We start from the raw sequence: 17,567 nt of genomic DNA, 5'->3' as shown, positions 1-17,567 counted from the left end.
CACGAAAAAGCCCCGTGACCTCCTGGAAGGAGAGCACGGGGCTTCTTCTGTGACAACGGCTTGGTGGAGCTGGGGGGAATCGAACCCCCGTCCAACGCTGAGTCTCCACGCCTTCTCCGGGCGCAGTCTGTGAAGACGTTCTACTCGGCTCCGACCTTTGTCACAGACACCTAAGTCGACGAGCCCAGCCTGGGAAGAGTCCCACGTGACGTCCAGACGCCATCACGCAGCAAGATTCCTAAATGACGCCAGGATCCGTATCGGAATCACATACGGCCTGACGGACTATCGGGCTCGCTTATGCAGCGAGGGCGAAGTCGTTGCGCTTGGTTTCGGCAACTATTTTTTTGCAGAGAGCGTTAACGAGATAACTCTGCATCCTCGGCCCGCTTCTCGTGGATTCACAGGCGCTGTCGAAACCGATCAGCCCCGTGATCCTTCTCTCGAAGGAGCCGCTGTCACACTATGGAATTACCATCCCGGGCGACGAACACCCGAGCATCACAGACTACAACGTTCACGGGCCATTCGCCATTCCGCAGGCGCCCGGAGCGCTGGCGTAGAGTCAGCGCATGAGCGAAGTCACCGTCACAGTCCGCGGCGAACACGAGGCGCGTGTCGCGCCGGAGCGCGCCACCATCCGGGTCAGCGTGCGGGCGGAGGGTTCCGAGCGCACGACCGTCGTCGAGCACGTGATGCGTTTGGCCGAGCCCGTACGCGGCAGCATCACGGAGCGGGCAGAGGAGGGCAGCGTCGTCGACTGGACCAGCAAACGACTCTCCGTGCGAGCCGAGCGACCCTGGAACAACGACGGCAAGCGCCTCGCACCCGTCTACTACGCGAGCATCGACTTCACTGCGACATTCGCAGAGGCATCGGAACTCTCGATATGGGTCTCGGACATCTCGCCCTGGGACGGCGTCGAGGTGGGCTGGGTCGATTGGCACCTCACCCGCGTGACACGAACGCAGATCGAGCGGGAGGTGGCCGCCGAGGCCGTCAGCGTCGCCGTCACCCGCGCCAAGGCATATGCGGGGGCTCTCGGTCTCGACGAGGTCACGCCGCTCGAGATCGCCGATGTCGGTCTCATCTCGAGCGGGCAGCCGATGCCGGGTGCCCCCATGATGAAGGCTCGCGGAGGCGTGGCATTCGCCGCAGATGCAGCCCCGGCCATGGAATACGAGCCGGAGGAGATCGTCATCTCCGCGACGGTCGAGGCGCGCTTCCTCGCCCGGTGAGCCGGGTCAGTTGACGACGGTGAAGGGAGCGAGTTCTGCCGCGAGGCGCTCGGACACCCTCGCGTGCACGGCGGTGCCGGCCTCTCGATGCTCCACTTCGAGGAGCATCCCCGTCTCATGGATGGCCGCCACGAGGTCGCCGCGGTCATACGGGATCACCGCGTGAACCTCGATCGCAGGCTTCGGGAGTGCTTCCTCGATGACGGCACGGAGTTCGGCAATTCCCTCACCGGAGCGTGACGACACGAAGTGCGCGTGCGGCTGAAGACCGCGGAGCACCAGGCGTTCGTCGTCGTCGATCAGATCTGCCTTGTTGAAGACGACGATCTCGGGCAGGTCACGCACTCCGACATCGCCGAGGACATCGCGTACCGTCTGCAGCTGACCGGCCGGGTCGGGGTGCGACGCATCGACGACGTGGAGCACCACGTCAGCCTCTCCGACCTCTTCCAGGGTCGAGCGGAAGGCCTCGACGAGCTGATGCGGGAGATTGCGGACAAAGCCGACAGTGTCGGTCAGCGTGTAGACACGGCCGTCTTCGGTCTCAGATCGGCGCACGGTCGCGTCCAGCGTCGCGAAGAGGGCGTTCTCGACCAGGACGCCGGCACTGGTGAGCGCATTGAGCAGACTCGACTTGCCCGCGTTGGTGTAGCCGGCGATCGCCACCGAGGGGATGGTGTTGCGTTTGCGCTCCGCACGCTTCGCTTCACGAGCCGGTCCGAAGTCACGGATCTGCCGACGCAGGAGCGCCATCTTGGTGCGGATCCGCCGCCGATCGAGCTCGATCTTGGTCTCACCGGGACCACGGGATCCCATGCCCGCACCACCGGCGCCGACCTGGCCACCGGCTTGTCGGCTCATGGAGTCGCCCCACCCGCGAAGACGAGGGAGCAGATACTCGAGCTGAGCGAGCTCGACCTGCGCCTTGCCCTCCCTGCTCTTCGCGTGCTGGCTGAAGATGTCGAGGATCACGGTGGTGCGGTCGATGACCTTCACCTTGACGACGTCCTCGAGCGCGCGTCGCTGGCTCGGCGCGAGTTCGGTGTCGGCGATGACCGTGTCGGCCCCGACCGCGGCGACGATGTCCTTGAGCTCCTGCGCCTTGCCGCGCCCGAGATACGTGGCAGCATCCGGGTGCGGGCGACGCTGCAGGACGCCATCGAGCACGACGGCACCCGCGGTCTCGGCCAGTGCGGCGAGCTCACGCAGCGAGTTCTCGGCATCCTCCTGCGCACCCTGCGGGTAGACACCGACGAGGACGACGTTCTCCAGGCGAAGCTGGCGGTACTCGACCTCGGTGACGTCCTCGAGCTCGGTCGAGAGTCCACCGACGCGGCGAAGAGCGTGACGGTCTTCGAGATCCCATTGCGCCCCGTCCGTGCTGGCGTGCGCGGCGGTCGACTCGTCTTGCAGCGCCTGCGCTGCTCCGAACACGTGGACGTCGGAGCGCTTCTCTGCGTTCGCGAGCACGCGATCGACCGTGTCGTCGCCGTTGGAGGGTGTCGTGGTATCCGTCATCCGTTCCTTGTCTCTGGGGGTTTTGTAGCGAGCCTTAACCTTAGCCCGCGCTGTCCGGTACGCTCACCGTATGGGGTCAGACCATTACTTCACTGCGGCCCCGGCAAGCCCCGAGAATCTGCGCAGGATCCGTGTATCACTCGCAGGCCGAGAGCTGGAAGTCACCACCGCCGGTGGCGTCTTCAGCCCGGATCGGCTGGATGCCGGCACTGCAGTGCTTCTCGCCAACATGCCCCCGGTTCCCCCGGGAGGCAATCTTCTCGACCTCGGCAGCGGCTGGGGCCCCGTCAGCATCTCGATGGCCCTCGCCGCTCCGCATGCGACGATCTGGGCCGTCGATGTGAATGAGCGAGCCCTCGATCTGGTGCGCCGCAACGCCGCGTCCCTCGGGCTCACCAATGTCAACGCATCTCTACCCGACGATGTTCCCGAGCACGTCTCGTTCCGCACGATCCGTTCGAATCCGCCCATCCGCGTCGGCAAGAACGAACTGCACGGACTGCTCGAGCGGTGGATACCGAGGCTCGACGAGCGTAGCGATGCCTGGCTCGTGGTCCAGCGCAATCTCGGCGCCGATTCGCTGCAGCGCTGGATCGGCTCGACGTTCCAGCCGGGATACAGCGTCTTCCGCACCGCGACCGGCAAGGGCTATCGCATCCTCAAGGTACGCAAGCACGGGACGCCGCCGACCGAGCCGATCGCGCTGTCCGGACTCTGACCGCGTCGATGCAGAGCGACCACGCCGACCGACGACGGCGTCGTACGGCTTCGGTCAGAGCAGCTCGATCTCTCCGCTGAAGACGAGTTGAGCGGGACCGGACAGGGCGACGTGCTCGCCGTCTTCTGCCGGGAACATCCGCACTCCGAGTGTGCCTCCCGGCACCTCGACCTGCCAATTGTTCGGGGCATTCTCCCCCGCCCAGTACCGCACGGCGAGTGCGGTGGCAGCCACACCGGTACCGCAGCTGAGGGTCTCACCGACGCCGCGCTCGAACACACGCATGCGGACGTGCCCGACTCCATCGCGCACCAACGGCTCACCCGGAACGACGAACTCGACGTTCGCGCCGGCCGGCAGAATGGGATCGAGTTCCGGCGCACGGTGCAGCTCGAGCAAGGCGAGCTCATGTTCGGAGGCGATCGCCACGATCACGTGAGGGTTGCCGACGTCGATTCCGAGACCGGGACGCGTGACCGGGAGGCCGTCGACGCGCACCAGCGGATCGTCGCCGGACAGCTTCCACCGGCCGAGGTCGACCTGGTATCCCGTCGCGCTGCGCGTCACGTCGCGCACACCGGCACGGGTACCGATCGGCAGTGTCGCTCCCGGTTCAATGGTCGCAAGCCCCGCGCGCACGAGATAGTGAGCGAAGACCCGGATGCCGTTGCCGCACATCTCGGCGATCGATCCGTCGGCGTTGCGATAGTCCATGAACCACTCGGCCGCCGGCTCCTCGGCCAGAGCCGCTGCTCCCTCAGCGATCGCCGACGAGCGCACGACGCGGAGGATGCCGTCGGCACCGATTCCGAAGTGGCGGTCGCACAGCACAGCGACCTGCTCGACCGTCAGATCGAGCGCCCCGTCGGGGTCGGCGATGATGATGAAGTCGTTGCCCGTGCCGTGACCCTTGGTGAATGCGACCATGCTCCCCAGTCTAGAGAGCGCAGCCATAGGGCGAAGACGCCGCGCACCTCCTCCGCAGAACGTTCTACGAAGTCACTTCGCGGCTCCGGCCGAGACGACCGAGTATCGACCGCAGAGGAAGTTGCGGTTTCGCGCGACCTCGCGAAGCTCCAGGTCGAGCCGCCGCGGAAGGAGTGGGGCGCCGGAGCCCAGCATCACCGGCGCGTACTGGACCCACACCTCATCAAGAAGACCCGCGTCCGCGAACTGACCCGCGAGATCTCCCCCACCGACGATCCAGATGTCCTGACCCGCGACGGCAGCGAGCATTTCGGCGTGCACACTGCGCACGTCGTCATGCGTCAGCCGCACATCGGCACCCTCCGGGAGCGAGATCTCGCGGTGTGTGAACACCCAGGTGGGCTGCGTGTACCCCCATCGTCCTTCTTCGTGTCGCATCACCCACTCGTACGTCGACGAACCCATCGCCAGCGCGCCGATGTTCTTCTCGAAGGCGTTGTAGCCCATCGGCCCGTCGGGGTCGACGTCTTGGGTCAGCAGCCAGTCGAGCGAATGCTCGTCTGTCGCGATGAATCCGTCGAGGCTGGATGCGGTGAAGAAGTGGGTGGCCATGCACCGAGCCTCGCACCTGCCTCCGACATCGCGACGGTCGATCGCGGCGCGCTGGCTCACTCAGCCAGGAGTGCCCCCACGTCCGCCGGAGCATCCCACCACTCCAGGTCGGGATACCGCTTGAACCACGACACCTGTCGACGGGCGTAGCGGCGTGTGAGCGCCTGCGTCTCGGCGATGGCCTCCGCCGCAGTGAGAGTGCCGTCCAGCTGGCCCAGCGCCTGCGCGTACCCGATCGCTCTGGAGGCAGTGGCACCCCGCTCGAGGCCCTGCTGCCTCAGTGCAGCGACTTCGGTCAGTATCCCGGCCTCCCACATCCGCTCGACGCGATCATCCAGGCGGGAGACCAGCTGGGAGCGTTCGACGTGCAGGCCGATCAGCCTCGTGCGCTGCTGCCACAGCACGGGCTTCTCCGGCAGTGACGCGCCGTGGGTACTGCTCCCCTGCGCGAGCACCTCGAGGGCGCGGATGACCCGTCGGCTGTTGCGCGGGTCGACCTTCGCCGCTGCTGCCGGGTCCGCCGACCGGAGCCGATCGAGGAGAACGTCCAGCCCGTGCGACTCCAGCTCTGCTTCCAGCCCTGCGCGGATCTCGGGGTCTCTCGGTGGAAAGTGGAACTCGTACACGACGCTCGAGACATAGAGGCCCGAACCGCCGACCAGGATCGCATCGCCTCCGCGTCGGTGGATCGCGCCGACCGCCTCTCGCGCTACGGGCTGGTACCAGGCGACGGCCGCGTCCTGATCCACTTCACGAACGTCGAAGAGGTGATGCGGGATTCCGCGTCGGTCGGCGACAGGGAGCTTCGCCGTGCCGATGTCCATCCCACGATAGAGCTGCATGGCGTCGGCGTTCACGATCTCGGCCGGGTTGCCGCGGGCACGGAGAGCCTCCGCCAGATCGAGCGCGAGGTCACTCTTCCCGGTTCCTGTGGCTCCGACTATCGCCCAGAGGCGCGGTTCGCTCACACTCCGACGCGAAGGGTGGGCAGACCGAGGGATACGGCGCGCGGGCCGCCATCGGACGCCGGAGTCGGCACCGCGCACGATTCCGCCTGCGAGCGATCCCAGGCGTCACCCCCGCGCGTTCTACGGATGCGCAGCGGCGCTCCGGTCGGATCGTCGGCAAGCAGGTGGAAGGGGGCCGCATGGGTGACGCTGACCGTGACGATGTCGCCGGGCCGCGGGAGATCCGAGCCGGCGGTGACCTCGAAGTGCACCAGGCGGTTGTCTTCGGCTCGGCCGGTCAGCCGGTGCGTCTCGGCGTCTTTCTTGCCTTCGCCAGTCGAGACGAGAACCTCGACCAGGCGTCCGACCTGCTTCTGGTTCTCCTCCAGCGAGATTCGCTCCTGGAGTGCGATCAGGCGGTTGTACCGTTCCTGGACGATCTCCTTCGGAACCTGATCCGCCATCGTCGCGGCGGGCGTGCCCTCGCGGATCGAGTACTGGAAGGTGAAGGCTCCGGAGAAGCGGGATTGCTCGACGACGCGCATCGTGTCTTCGAAGTCTTCGTCGGTCTCCCCCGGGAAACCGACGATGATGTCGGTCGTGATCGAGGCATTCGGGATCCGCGCACGGACACGATCGAGGATCCCGAGGAAACGCTCACTCCGGTACGACCGCCGCATCGCTTTGAGGATGCGATCGCTGCCGGACTGCAGCGGCATGTGCAACTGCGGCATCACGCTCGGGGTCTCGGCCATGGCGTCGATCACGTCATCGGTGAACGCGGCAGGGTGCGGACTCGTGAAGCGGATGCGCTCCAGTCCCTCGATTTCGCCGGCAGCGCGCAGCAGCTTTCCGAACGCCTGTCGGTCGCCGAACTCGACGCCGTACGAATTCACGTTCTGGCCGAGGAGAGTGACCTCGATGGCACCGTCTTCGACGAGGAGGCGGATCTCGTTGAGGATGTCGCCGGGACGCCGGTCCTTCTCCTTGCCACGCAGACTCGGGACGATGCAGAACGTGCACGTGTTGTTGCAGCCGACCGAGATCGACACCCATCCGCTGTGCGCCGAGTCGCGCTTCGTCGGAAGCGTCGACGGGAACACCTCGAGCGACTCGAGGATCTCCAGCTCCGCATCGCCGTTGTGACGTGCACGCTCCAGCAGCCCGGGCAGCGACCCCATGTTGTGCGTGCCGAACACGACGTCCACCCAGGGCGCCTTGTCGAGAACCGCCTGCTTGTCCATCTGGGCCAGGCAGCCGCCGACCGCGATCTGCATACCTTCTTTACGACGCTTGACGGAGGCGAGATGTCCGAGGGTGCCGTAGAGCTTTCCGGCGGCGTTGTCGCGCACCGCGCAGGTGTTGATGATCACCACGTCAGCCTCGGCGCCGTCGAGTGCACGGACGTAGCCGGCGCTTTCCAGCGATCCGGAGAGCCGTTCGGAGTCGTGCACGTTCATCTGGCACCCGAAAGTACGAACCTCGTACGATCGCTGGCGTCCGTCTTCGTCGACGGCTGCGGACGAGGCGCTGATGATCGTCGGTTCGCTGCGCGGAATAGTCATGATCAAACCATTCTACGAGCCGTGCGGATGCGGTTGCTGCGTCGCTTGCTCAGTCCGAATCGACGAATCGGACGCCCGAGCTCGACGCACTCGGGCCAGTCTCCCGCAGTGCCTGCTTGGCCGCCTTCATCGCGACGGACCCGTTGTAGCCACGGCGAGAGAGCTGCCCCACCAGACGCCGGAGCGCCGTGTCATTGTCGAGTCGGCTCAAGGAACGCGCCTTGGTGCGAGCGAATTCGAGGGCGCGCTCATCGTCGTCATCCGGCAGTTCGTCGAGTGCAGCGTCGACCACGTCTCGAGGAATACCCCGTTGAGCGAGTGCGCGCGACAGAGCGACCCTCCCCTGTCCCTTCCGCTCGACCCCCGATGTCACCAGAACACCGGCAAGAGCGGCATCGTCGAGGTAGCCACGACGGCAGAAGTCGTCGATCACGTCGTCGATCACAGCGTTATCGAGCCCGTGCCCCCTCAGCGCCTGACGCGCTTCGGAGACCGAGAGAGATCGAGTCCGCAGCTTTCTCACGAGGGACTCCTCGGCCGCCGTGCGGATCTCGTCGAGCTCTCCCGGCTCCTCAGCAACTCCCTGCGCGACGGGTGGGATCCCGAGCGCGTGAAGTCTCGGCGCGGTCTTCGATACTCCCGACCCAGCTCGGGCTGACGCCCCACGGGCGGGATGACGGTCGCTGGGGCTGCCGGACTGGGGCCGACTTTCGGCGCGAGAGGTGCGCCCTCGCGCATCCCATGTGGACCGCCACTGGCCTGCGTCACCGGGGCCCGCGGAAGAGTCGTCTGAGAGGTCATCGCCGCCAGGAGCGACAGCAAGCGGCTCGGCCTTCTTCACGGCGTGTCCGAAGAGCGGAATGATGGGGGCGATCCGGTCGGGATCGCCCCCACGAGTGTCACTCATCAGGCCGGACGACGCTCAGCGAGCTCGTCTGCTGCAGCAGGCACGGCGGCTGGTCCGCCGATGCCGAGCTTCTGCTTGATCTGCGTCTCGATCGCCAGCGCGATGTCGGGGTTGTTGAGCAGGAAAGTCCGTGCGTTCTCCTTGCCCTGCCCCAGCTGGTCGCCATCGTAGGTGTACCACGAGCCCGACTTCTTCACGATGGCGTGTTCGACGCCGAAGTCGATCAGGCTGCCCTCGCGAGAGATACCGACACCGTAGAGGATGTCGAACTCCGCCTGCTTGAAGGGCGGGGCCATCTTGTTCTTCACGACCTTGACCCTGGTGCGGTTTCCTACCGCGTCGGTGCCGTCCTTCAGCGTCTCGATACGGCGGATGTCCATGCGGACAGAGGCGTAGAACTTCAGCGCCTTACCACCGGCGGTCGTCTCGGGTGATCCGAAGAAGACACCGATCTTCTCGCGGAGCTGGTTGATGAAGATCATGGTCGTGTTCGTCTGGCTCAGACCACCGGTGAGCTTGCGCAGCGCCTGCGACATGAGACGTGCCTGCAGGCCCACATGCGAGTCACCCATCTCGCCCTCGATCTCCGCACGAGGCACGAGCGCCGCGACGGAGTCGATGACGATGAGGTCGATGGCACCGGAACGCACGAGCATGTCGGCGATCTCGAGCGCCTGCTCGCCGGTGTCGGGCTGAGAGACGAGAAGCGCGTCGATATCGACGCCGAGCTTCGCCGCGTAGTCGGGGTCGAGCGCGTGCTCGGCATCGATGAAGGCTGCGATGCCACCGCCACGCTGCGCGTTCGCGATCGCGTGCAATGTCAGCGTCGTCTTACCCGAGGACTCAGGTCCGTAGATCTCGACGATGCGGCCACGCGGGAGACCTCCGACGCCGAGGGCGACGTCGAGGGCGATGGAGCCGGTAGGGATGACGGCCACGGGGGCGCGCTCATCGCTGCCCAGCCGCATGACCGAGCCCTTTCCGAACTGACGATCGATCTGGGCGAGTGCGGTCTCGAGGGACTTCTCGCGGTCGGCGGGTGATGGCATGGTCTGCTCCTTCTGCGCGCGTGGTGCCGCCTGTAGGCTGTCGCGGCTCTCCCGGTTGGGAGGAACTCTCCGACAAGGCGTAATGGCTCTTCGGCTTGTTTCCACCGTAGGAGAGGCCACCGACATCGACGCCGAGAGCTCGCATACCGTGGAGAACAGATTCCCTGAACCACTTGTGCAGAAGACTACGCCCGCTTCGAACAGATCTTCGACGACACGCCGATCATCACAGGTCGTGTCCCGTAACCTGCGGACACCCTCCAGGGCTCAACGCCCTCGCGGCTCCTGCCGTCCGACGCCGTGCCGACGGTTCTCCGGAACATCCATCTCTGCGCAGAGCGCCAACCAGATCTCCCGCGGCGGCGTGCCGTCTTCCAGAGCTTCGAGCGCCGTACGGCCACGCAAGGCTGAAAGCCCGAGGTCGTTCACCAATGACGAGGCTCGCGCCTGGAACTCGGTGTCGACGGCGCGAAGGAACTCGCTACGACGCATCGCTCACCCGCATGCGAAGCTCAGTGCAGCGAGAGCTGAGGCTCGACCGACGCGACGAGGTCGTCCGGAACGACATCCGGGAAGACCTGAATGCCCTCGAGTACAGAGATACGGTCCCCGACCTCACGCATGATCGTCGAGATGGGCACGTCGAGAGCATCGGCGACGGATGCGAGGATCTCGCTCGACGCCTCCTTCTGGCCCCGCTCGACCTCACTGAGGTAGCCGAGCGCCACCGACGCTTTGCTCGCGACCTGCCGGAGCGTGCGCCCCTTCTGCAGGCGGAAGTCCCTCAGCACATCGCCGATTTCCTGTCGTACAAGAATCATCGGAACCTCCTCCCCATGTGATCGTTCGAGGTCTCCCCCGATGAGACAGCCAGTCTAGTACCCCTGACCTGCCCGAAATCTACCCCTGCACTCTGTGGTTTGAATGTGAGCACATCCGTAATAACCGACATCGGACCGTCACTATTCCTGGACGAACTCGAGCAATGTTTGGAGAGCCGCCACCACCGTCAGAGCGCGGATCGAATCACGGTCACCCTGCAGGTGCAGCGCCTTCGTCGACGAGCCGTCGGGCGTCACGATCCCGACGTGCACCGTTCCCACCGGCTGGCCGTCGGGGGAATCCGGGCCGGCGATGCCGGTCGTCGAGACCCCGACGTCAGCCGGGACTCCGTCTACGTTCACGACGCGGCGCACGCCGTCTGCCATCTGCAAGGCGACCTGCGGGTTGACCGGCCCGTGAGCAGCGAGGAGCTCGGCATCCACACCGAGGACCGTCGCCTTGACCGGGGTCGCATAGGCCACGACACCACCGAGCAAGACCGCGGAAGCCCCCGGAACCGACACGATCTCGGCGCACAGCGCGCCGCCCGTGAGCGACTCGGCGACGCCCAGAGTCCAACCGCGCTGTGTCAGAGCCGACAGCAGTGCGGCGGCGCCCGCGTCGCTCATGCCTGCTTCTGGCGCGATCCGCGTGCCTGCGCGACGATGTAGTCGATCCCGCTCGCCACCGTGAGCACGAGGACGATGACCATCAGGATGAAGGTGATCAGCGTCCAGGCATCGAGGCCGATGAGGACGTGCAGGGGAAGCAACGCCCACCCGAGTGCGACCCCCTGGAACGCCGTCTTGATCTTGCCCATCCAGGCAGCCGCGACCACATGCTCGCTCGCGACCATGAGACGGTGGATCGTGATCCCCCACTCACGGACGAGGATGATCGCGACGATCCACCAGCTGACCTCACCGAGGATGGCGAGGCCGATGAAGCCCGCTCCGGTGAGCATCTTGTCGGCGATCGGGTCCCAGAGTTTGCCGAAGTCACTGACGATGTCGTACTTCCGTGCGAGGTAACCGTCGACCCAGTCGGTGGAGATCCCGACGATGAAGATGATGGCGGCCGCCCAGCGGAGGCCGGGCTCGGGGAGTCCGTAGGTGCCACCGAACAGCAGCAGAACGAAGAAGATGACCGCCAGCGGGATACGCGCGACGGTGATGGCGTTGGGCAGCTGCCGAGGAATCGTCATCAGTCGCGCCCCGTCAGGCCCCAGGCGTCTTCGTCGCCGCCGTCGGCCTCCACCTCGGGGAGTCCTTCATACTGGGCGGCGATCGGATCATGCGGCTGAGGCATCGGCGGAACGGGAGGGGCTGCCGGAGCCGGGGAGGCCGCCGGAGCATCGTCTCCGCGCAGCTTCGCCATCACCTGTGGGAGCTGCTCGGCCGTGGCCAGCACGTCGCGGGCCTTCGACCCCTCGGAGGGTCCGACGATCTCACGGGACTCCAGAAGGTCCATCAGGCGACCCGCCTTGGCGAAGCCGACACGCAGCTTGCGCTGGAGCATCGATGTGGAGCCGAACTGCGATGAGACGATGAGCTCGGCTGCGGCGAGCAGAAGCTCCAGGTCGTCGCCGATGTCTTCGTCGACTTCCTTCTTCTTCGTCGGCTCCATCGCCTCCTGCACATCGGGTCGGTAGTCCGGCCGAGCCTGACGGGTGACGTGCTTGACGACGGCGTCGATCTCCTTCTCATCGACCCACGCACCCTGCAGACGGAACGGCTTCGACGATCCCATCGGCGAGAACAGCGCGTCGCCCTGCCCGATCAGTTTGTCGGCACCGGGGCTGTCCAGGATGACGCGGCTGTCGGTGACGCTCGTGACAGCGAAGGCGAGACGGGACGGCACGTTGGCCTTGATGAGACCGGTGACCACGTCGACGCTGGGGCGCTGCGTGGCGAGGACCAGGTGGATACCCGAAGCTCGCGCGAGCTGCGTGATGCGGACGATCGAGTCCTCCACGTCACGAGGCGCGACCATCATCAGGTCGGCCAGCTCGTCGACCACGACGAGGAGGTACGGGTACGGCTTGAGAACTCGCTCGCTGCCCACAGGGAGTTCGACTTCGCCGGCGCGCACGGCGCGGTTGAAGTCGTCGATGTGACGGAAGCCGAACGACGCGAGGTCATCGTACCGCATGTCCATCTCCTTCACGACCCACTGCAGCGCCTCGGCTGCCTTCTTCGGGTTCGTGATGATGGGCGTGATGAGGTGCGGGACGCCGGCGTAACTCGTCAGCTCCACGCGCTTCGGGTCGATCAGGACCATACGCACGTCCGCGGGGCGAGCCCGCATGAGCAGGCTCGTGATCATGGAGTTCACGAAGCTCGACTTACCGGAACCCGTGGAACCGGCGACCAGGAGGTGCGGCATCTTGGCGAGGTTCGCGATGACGATGTTGCCACCGACATCTTTGCCGACGCCGATGGTCATCGGGTGCGTGCTCTTCTGCGCGGCCGGCGACCGGAGGACGTCGCCGAGCGCGACCATCTCCTTGTCGGCGTTGGGGATCTCGATGCCGATCGCGCTCTTGCCGGGGATCGGCGAGAGGATGCGGACGTCGTTCGATGCCACGGCATAGGCGAAGTTGTTGCTCAGCTGCAGGATCTTCTCGACCTTGACGCCGTGACCGACTTCGACCTCGTACTGCGTGACCGTCGGCCCGCGCGAGAAGCCGGTGACCTTCGCGTCGACCTTGAACTGCGTCAGCACGCTGGTGATCTGCTCGATCACCTTGTCGGTGGCCTCGGAACGAAGAACCGGCGGCGGGCCCTCGACGAGGAGGCCCGGAGAAGGCAGGATGTACGGCGTCACGGGAGCCTGCGGACCCCGGTCGCCCGGACCGTCTGTACCGAAGCCGTCGAGGCCGGGAAGCTCCGGTGCCTCGCCCGTGTCGGAGGAATCGTCGAGGAGCGCCGTGGTCTGCTGCTCGGCGAGCGAATCGGCGACCGAACGAACCTCGGACAGCACCTCGGTGGCGGCGTCGTAGGGATTCTCGACGACGACCGCCTGGTCGTAGGCCGGAGTCGGGTCGGTTGTCGTGAGCAGCGCCGTGATGTCGTCGGAGCCGAGAGTGCCCTCGTCAGGGTCTTCTTCCCGACCCGTCTTGTTGCGTCGCCACCAGGGCAGCACGTCGGGGTCGTCGACCTTGTCAGCCTCATCGATTGCGGCGGCGTCTTTGGCGGGCTTCTCCGGACGCTCGGCGTCGAACATCCAGGCGTAGAGATCGCCGAGGCGCCGACCGATGCGGTTCGGCGGTGTCTTGGTGAGGATCAGGATGCTGAGTGCCGTCAGCAACGCGAGCACGATGTAGGCAGGGATATTCGTGAGGTAAGTCAGCGGCTGCCCCACCAACCACCCGAGCAACCCGCCTCCCGTGTTCAACGCCGTGATGTTCGGCTGGGGCTGTGGTTGTCCACCGGCGACATGGCAGAAACCTGCCAGGGAGATCACGAACAGGCCGAAACCGAAGCCGATGCGTCCGTTGTCGTGAACCGACGCGGGGTGACGGAACAGCCAACCAGCCAGTACCAGCAGAAGCAGGGGCATGATGAACGCCACCCTGCCGACGAGCAGCCCAACCGAGTAGGCACTGATGTTCTCGGCCACCTCGTTGCCGATGAAGACCCACTCGTTCACGGCGCCGAGAGCCGCGAGCAGCACGAGGAGGAACGGGAAGCCGTCGCGGCGGTCGTCCTTCTCCAGCGCCTCAGGCCCGAAGGCGCGGAAGAGTCCGCCGACGCCGTGGGCGAGTCCGATCCATGCCCGGACTGCCACCGGAGGCTTGTCTGCCTCGTCGATGTACTTCTTCGGTGCGGGCTGGGCCTTTGGAGCCGTCTGCCGCTTGGGGCGCGACGGTGCGCTGGTCGACGCGCGCTCTGTCTTCGTGGTACTCCTGGCCATGCTCTCACGTTACGACCAACGGCCGACATCTCCGCGTAATGACGCGGCTTTCCACCGATCCTCGCGACGCTGACTACCGGGTCCGACGCGCCATGGTGTCGCGCGACTCTCCTTCCGCCACGAGGGCGAACCCCTCGGCGCGATACAGATTGCGGGCGAAGTTGTCGCGTTCGACGCTCAGGCTGATCCGCGCATGCCCCTGCGTCCCGGCGAGCTCGATGACACCGCGCAGGAGAGCGCGTCCGACACCGCGTGCACGCCAGAGCGGATGCACGCCGATGATCAGCTCCGGAACGGCGACGCCGACGAAGCCGAACCCCGGCGCATTCTGCGGGAGCACGCGATACCAGGCCGCACCCACGGGCACCTCGTGTGCACCGGTGGCCACCAGCCCGTCATCGGCCATGCGCTTCCACCCCGCGAGATAGCGCCGATGGTCGGCAGAGTTCAACACCTCATGCCGCGGACGCACTCCCCCGGCGCGCCAGTTGGCGGCCTCGACGAGCATGTCACCGAGGAACATCGCATCCGTCTGCGCCGCCCTGCGAAGGGCAAAGCCGCTGTCCATGCCGCGAGCATAGAACCGGGGTGTTACGCCGGGATGACGGCCGACCGTGAATACCGAGCGACCGTCACGCCTCGATGACGAGCGGGACGATCATCGGACGACGGCGGAGTCGCTGGTTGACCCAGCGCCCGATGGTGCGTCGCACGACCTGAGACAGCGAGTGGGTGTCGCGCACCCCGTTGCCGGCCGCCTCCTTGAGCGCCGCGACGATCTTCGGCGCGACGTCATCGAACACGGAATCGTCTTCGGCCACACCACGCGCGTGGATCTCAGGACCGGAGATGATGCGGCCGGTCGCGGCATCCACGACGACGATCACCGAGATGAAGCCCTCCTCGGCGAGGATGCGTCGATCCTTGAGGTCGGCATCGGTGATCGCTCCGACCGAAGAGCCGTCCACGTAGACGAACCCGAGATCCAGCTGGCCGACGACGCTCGCCACGCCGTCCTTGAGATCGATCACGGTGCCGTTCGAGGCGATGATCGTATTCGACTCCGGGACGCCGGTGTCCTGCGCGAGCTTGGCGTTCGCGATGAGATGGCGGTACTCGCCGTGCACCGGAAGGACGTTCTTGGGCTTCAGGATGTTGTAGCAGTAGATCAGCTCGCCGGCGGCGGCATGCCCGGAGACGTGCACCTTCGCGTTGGCCTTGTGCACGACGTTGGCGCCGAGCTTGGTCAGCCCGTCGATCACGCGGTACACCGCGTTCTCGTTGCCCGGGATGAGGCTGGAGGCGAGGATGACGGTGTCGCCCTCGCTGATCTCGATCGCGTGGTCCATGTTCGCCATGCGGCTGAGGACCGCCATCGGCTCGCCCTGGGAACCGGTCGACATGTACACGATCTGCTCGTCCGGGAGATCGCGCGCCTTCTTGAAGTCGATGAGGACCCCGTCCGGCACCTTCAGGTAGCCGAGCTGCTCGGCGATGGTCATGTTCCGCACCATGCTGCGGCCGAGGAAGGCGACGCGGCGTCCGTTGGCGTACGCCGCGTCGATGACCTGCTGCACGCGGTGGACGTGGCTGGAGAAGCTCGCGACGATGACGCGGCGCGGCGCCTTGGCGATGACCTGGTCGAGAACCGGGCCGATGGAGCGCTCGGTGGGAGTGAAGCCGGGGACGTCGGCATTCGTCGAGTCCACGAGGAACAGGTCGACGCCCTCCTCGCCGAGGCGGGCGAACGCACGCAGGTCGGTGATGCGGCCGTCGAGCGGCAGCTGATCCATCTTGAAGTCACCGGTGGCGAGCACCATGCCGGCCGGCGTCCGGATGGCGACGGCCAGCGCGTCAGGGATCGAGTGGTTGACGGCGACGAACTCGAGATCGAAGGGTCCGACACGTTCCTGCTCGCCCTCCTTCACGGTGAGGGTGAAGGCCTTGATGCGATGCTCCTTGAGCTTCGCTTCGACCAGCGCGAGCGTGAGGCCCGAACCGATCAGCGGGATGTCGCTCTTCAGACGCAGCAGATACGGAACGGCACCGATGTGGTCCTCGTGGCCGTGAGTCAGCACGACACCGACGATGTCGTCGAGGCGATCGCGGATCGGCTCGAAGTCGGGCAGGATCAGGTCGACGCCCGGCTGGTGCTCCTCAGGGAAGAGCACGCCGCAGTCGACGATCAGGATCTTGCCGTCGTACTCGAAGGCCGTCATGTTGCGACCGATCTCGCCGAGACCGCCGATCGGGATGACCCGCAACGTCCCTTCAGCGAGAGGGGCCGGTTCTACCAGGGGAATGGACATGCTGTCTCCTCAGTCGGACACTCCGCGCGTCCGTTCGTTCGTGGGGACGCGGCTCAGCGCGTCGTGCCGTGCACCTTCGGCAGGGCACCACCCGCAGCCGCATTGCGGTCGGGGCGGAAGTTCGAGAAGTCGGCTCCGGGAACGTTCTTGACGAGGTCGAGCTCATCCTCGATGAGCGCGGCCTCCCATTCCTCGGGACCGACCAGGGGCAGCCGCACGCGCGGGCTCGAGATGCGTCCGAGCCCGTGCAGGATGTACTTGGCGGCGACGGTTCCAGGGACGTGCGTCATGACAGCGCGCACGAGCGGCTCGAGCCGCTTGTGCTCGGCTGTCGCCGTCGCCAGGTCGCCCGCGTTCACGGCGTCGATGATCGTGCGGTAGGGCGCCGCCGCGACGTTCGCCGTCACGCCGATGAGCCCGGTGGCGCCGATCGCGAGGTGCGGCAGCACGTTCGCATCGTCGCCGGAGAAGTACATCAGATCGGTCTGGTTGAGCACGCGGCTCACCTCGGAGAAGTCGCCCTTGGCGTCCTTCACCGCGAGGATGTTCGGGTGCTTCGCGAGGCGCAGGATCGTCTCGTACTTGATCGGCACTCCGGTACGGCCCGGGATGTCGTAGAGGATCACCGGGAGGTCGGTCGCGTCGGCGACCAGACGGAAGTGTGTGAGGATGCCGGCCTGCGTCGGCTTGTTGTAGTACGGCGTGACGATCATGATGCCGTCGGCGCCGGCCTTCTCGCTGGCCTTGTAGAGCTCGATGGCGTGCGCGGTCTCATTGGACCCACCGCCCGTGATGATCTTGGCGCGACCTGCCGAGACGGACTTGCCGACCTCGACGAGCTTGAGCTTCTCGGGGTCCGTCAGGGTCGAGGTCTCGCCGGTCGTTCCCGTCACGACGATGCCGTCCGCTCCCGCGGTGATCACGTCATCGATGTGCTTCTCGACGGCGGGCCAATCGACTTCGCCGTCGGCCGTCATCGGAGTGACGAGCGCGACGAGAACCTGTCCGAAAGGGTTGCCCGAGTGCGTCATAGACCCAGC

16 protein-coding genes, 1 other RNA gene and 1 pseudogene are annotated in these 17,567 nt (G+C 66.1%); 2 read left to right on the top strand and 16 right to left on the bottom strand.

Features of this window, described 5'->3' with window-relative positions:
- Positions 1-61: 61 nt before the first annotated feature.
- Positions 62-431: a transfer-messenger RNA gene (gene ssrA / locus ACIOTO_RS17595) on the bottom strand.
- Between the two features lie 141 nt (positions 432-572).
- Here ssrA and ACIOTO_RS17590 point away from each other — a divergent pair.
- On the top strand, positions 573-1,238 hold the full coding sequence (locus tag ACIOTO_RS17590; protein ID WP_400858747.1) for an SIMPL domain-containing protein: 666 nt from the start codon (positions 573-575) through the stop codon (positions 1,236-1,238).
- Positions 1,239-1,244: 6 nt separating this feature from the next.
- Here ACIOTO_RS17590 and hflX read toward each other — a convergent pair.
- Positions 1,245-2,531, bottom strand: a pseudogene (gene hflX, locus ACIOTO_RS17585) (GTPase HflX); the annotation flags it as partial.
- 295 nt (positions 2,532-2,826) lie between these two features.
- Between hflX and ACIOTO_RS17580 the strand changes: the two are divergent.
- Positions 2,827-3,474: a class I SAM-dependent methyltransferase gene (locus ACIOTO_RS17580; protein WP_091033475.1), complete on the top strand. Its 648-nt coding sequence runs from the start codon at positions 2,827-2,829 to the stop codon at positions 3,472-3,474.
- 54 nt (positions 3,475-3,528) lie between these two features.
- Here ACIOTO_RS17580 and dapF read toward each other — a convergent pair whose 3' ends face one another.
- From dapF to dapA, 14 genes are all read right to left on the bottom strand, one after another.
- Positions 3,529-4,401: a diaminopimelate epimerase gene (gene dapF, locus ACIOTO_RS17575; protein WP_372466984.1), complete on the bottom strand. Its 873-nt coding sequence runs from the start codon at positions 4,399-4,401 to the stop codon at positions 3,529-3,531.
- A gap of 72 nt (positions 4,402-4,473) precedes the next feature.
- Positions 4,474-5,013: a dihydrofolate reductase family protein gene (locus tag ACIOTO_RS17570; protein WP_400858746.1), complete on the bottom strand. Its 540-nt coding sequence runs from the start codon at positions 5,011-5,013 to the stop codon at positions 4,474-4,476.
- Positions 5,014-5,069: 56 nt separating this feature from the next.
- The gene (gene miaA / locus ACIOTO_RS17565; RefSeq protein ID WP_400858744.1) at positions 5,070-5,981 is read right to left on the bottom strand and encodes a tRNA (adenosine(37)-N6)-dimethylallyltransferase MiaA; all 912 of its coding nucleotides are present in this window, start codon (positions 5,979-5,981) and stop codon (positions 5,070-5,072) included.
- A complete protein-coding gene (miaB, locus tag ACIOTO_RS17560) occupies positions 5,978-7,525 on the bottom strand; it encodes a tRNA (N6-isopentenyl adenosine(37)-C2)-methylthiotransferase MiaB (protein ID WP_400858742.1) in 1,548 nt (515 codons plus the stop codon). The genes miaA and miaB overlap by 4 nt, the downstream gene beginning before the upstream one ends.
- Positions 7,526-7,574: 49 nt before the next feature.
- Complete coding sequence (locus ACIOTO_RS17555; RefSeq protein ID WP_400858741.1) at positions 7,575-8,048, bottom strand: regulatory protein RecX; 474 nt, start codon at positions 8,046-8,048, stop codon at positions 7,575-7,577.
- 383 nt (positions 8,049-8,431) lie between these two features.
- Entirely contained in the window at positions 8,432-9,481 is a 1,050-nt protein-coding gene (gene recA, locus ACIOTO_RS17550; RefSeq protein WP_029263605.1) for a recombinase RecA, read from the bottom strand.
- Positions 9,482-9,748: 267 nt separating this feature from the next.
- On the bottom strand, positions 9,749-9,973 hold the full coding sequence (locus tag ACIOTO_RS17545) for a DUF3046 domain-containing protein (protein WP_081859941.1): 225 nt from the start codon (positions 9,971-9,973) through the stop codon (positions 9,749-9,751).
- 20 nt (positions 9,974-9,993) lie between these two features.
- A complete protein-coding gene (locus tag ACIOTO_RS17540) occupies positions 9,994-10,302 on the bottom strand; it encodes a helix-turn-helix domain-containing protein (protein ID WP_026049981.1) in 309 nt (102 codons plus the stop codon).
- A gap of 141 nt (positions 10,303-10,443) precedes the next feature.
- A complete protein-coding gene (locus tag ACIOTO_RS17535) occupies positions 10,444-10,932 on the bottom strand; it encodes a CinA family protein (protein WP_400858740.1) in 489 nt (162 codons plus the stop codon).
- A complete protein-coding gene (gene pgsA, locus ACIOTO_RS17530) occupies positions 10,929-11,507 on the bottom strand; it encodes a CDP-diacylglycerol--glycerol-3-phosphate 3-phosphatidyltransferase (protein ID WP_400858739.1) in 579 nt (192 codons plus the stop codon). Before pgsA ends, ACIOTO_RS17535 begins: the two co-directional genes overlap by 4 nt.
- Positions 11,507-14,218 (bottom strand): DNA translocase FtsK, encoded by a 2,712-nt coding sequence (locus ACIOTO_RS17525; RefSeq protein WP_400858738.1) that lies wholly within the window; start codon positions 14,216-14,218, stop codon positions 11,507-11,509. The genes pgsA and ACIOTO_RS17525 overlap by 1 nt, the downstream gene beginning before the upstream one ends.
- A 73-nt stretch (positions 14,219-14,291) precedes the next feature.
- The gene (locus tag ACIOTO_RS17520) at positions 14,292-14,786 is read right to left on the bottom strand and encodes a GNAT family N-acetyltransferase (RefSeq protein ID WP_105709795.1); all 495 of its coding nucleotides are present in this window, start codon (positions 14,784-14,786) and stop codon (positions 14,292-14,294) included.
- Between the two features lie 64 nt (positions 14,787-14,850).
- Positions 14,851-16,527: a ribonuclease J gene (locus tag ACIOTO_RS17515; RefSeq protein WP_105709794.1), complete on the bottom strand. Its 1,677-nt coding sequence runs from the start codon at positions 16,525-16,527 to the stop codon at positions 14,851-14,853.
- 53 nt (positions 16,528-16,580) lie between these two features.
- Complete coding sequence (gene dapA, locus ACIOTO_RS17510; RefSeq protein WP_029263611.1) at positions 16,581-17,558, bottom strand: 4-hydroxy-tetrahydrodipicolinate synthase; 978 nt, start codon at positions 17,556-17,558, stop codon at positions 16,581-16,583.
- Between the last annotated feature and the right edge of the window lie 9 nt (positions 17,559-17,567).

It is taken from the genome of Microbacterium sp. NPDC087592 (assembly GCF_044743585.1).
GTDB lineage: Bacteria > Actinomycetota > Actinomycetes > Actinomycetales > Microbacteriaceae > Microbacterium.
Note: the sequence above shows the minus strand (reverse complement) of the source record. Positions and strands in the feature narration are given on the sequence as shown.

What these genes read in the sequence shown, in the direction of transcription:
- dapA (WP_029263611.1), bottom strand. Translation starts at nt 17,558, where the DNA reads ATGACGCACTCGGGCAACCCTTTCGGACAGGTTCTCGTCGCGCTCGTC.
- ACIOTO_RS17535 (WP_400858740.1), bottom strand. Translation starts at nt 10,932, where the DNA reads ATGAGCGACGCGGGCGCCGCCGCACTGCTGTCGGCTCTGACACAGCGC.
- ACIOTO_RS17590 (WP_400858747.1), top strand. Translation starts at nt 573, where the DNA reads ATGAGCGAAGTCACCGTCACAGTCCGCGGCGAACACGAGGCGCGTGTC.
- ACIOTO_RS17525 (WP_400858738.1), bottom strand. Translation starts at nt 14,218, where the DNA reads ATGGCCAGGAGTACCACGAAGACAGAGCGCGCGTCGACCAGCGCACCG.
- pgsA (WP_400858739.1), bottom strand. Translation starts at nt 11,507, where the DNA reads ATGACGATTCCTCGGCAGCTGCCCAACGCCATCACCGTCGCGCGTATC.
- ACIOTO_RS17545 (WP_081859941.1), bottom strand. Translation starts at nt 9,973, where the DNA reads ATGCGTCGTAGCGAGTTCCTTCGCGCCGTCGACACCGAGTTCCAGGCG.
- ACIOTO_RS17580 (WP_091033475.1), top strand. Translation starts at nt 2,827, where the DNA reads ATGGGGTCAGACCATTACTTCACTGCGGCCCCGGCAAGCCCCGAGAAT.
- recA (WP_029263605.1), bottom strand. Translation starts at nt 9,481, where the DNA reads ATGCCATCACCCGCCGACCGCGAGAAGTCCCTCGAGACCGCACTCGCC.
- ACIOTO_RS17520 (WP_105709795.1), bottom strand. Translation starts at nt 14,786, where the DNA reads ATGGACAGCGGCTTTGCCCTTCGCAGGGCGGCGCAGACGGATGCGATG.
- ACIOTO_RS17540 (WP_026049981.1), bottom strand. Translation starts at nt 10,302, where the DNA reads ATGATTCTTGTACGACAGGAAATCGGCGATGTGCTGAGGGACTTCCGC.
- ACIOTO_RS17515 (WP_105709794.1), bottom strand. Translation starts at nt 16,527, where the DNA reads ATGTCCATTCCCCTGGTAGAACCGGCCCCTCTCGCTGAAGGGACGTTG.
- ACIOTO_RS17570 (WP_400858746.1), bottom strand. Translation starts at nt 5,013, where the DNA reads ATGGCCACCCACTTCTTCACCGCATCCAGCCTCGACGGATTCATCGCG.
- miaB (WP_400858742.1), bottom strand. Translation starts at nt 7,525, where the DNA reads ATGACTATTCCGCGCAGCGAACCGACGATCATCAGCGCCTCGTCCGCA.
- dapF (WP_372466984.1), bottom strand. Translation starts at nt 4,401, where the DNA reads ATGGTCGCATTCACCAAGGGTCACGGCACGGGCAACGACTTCATCATC.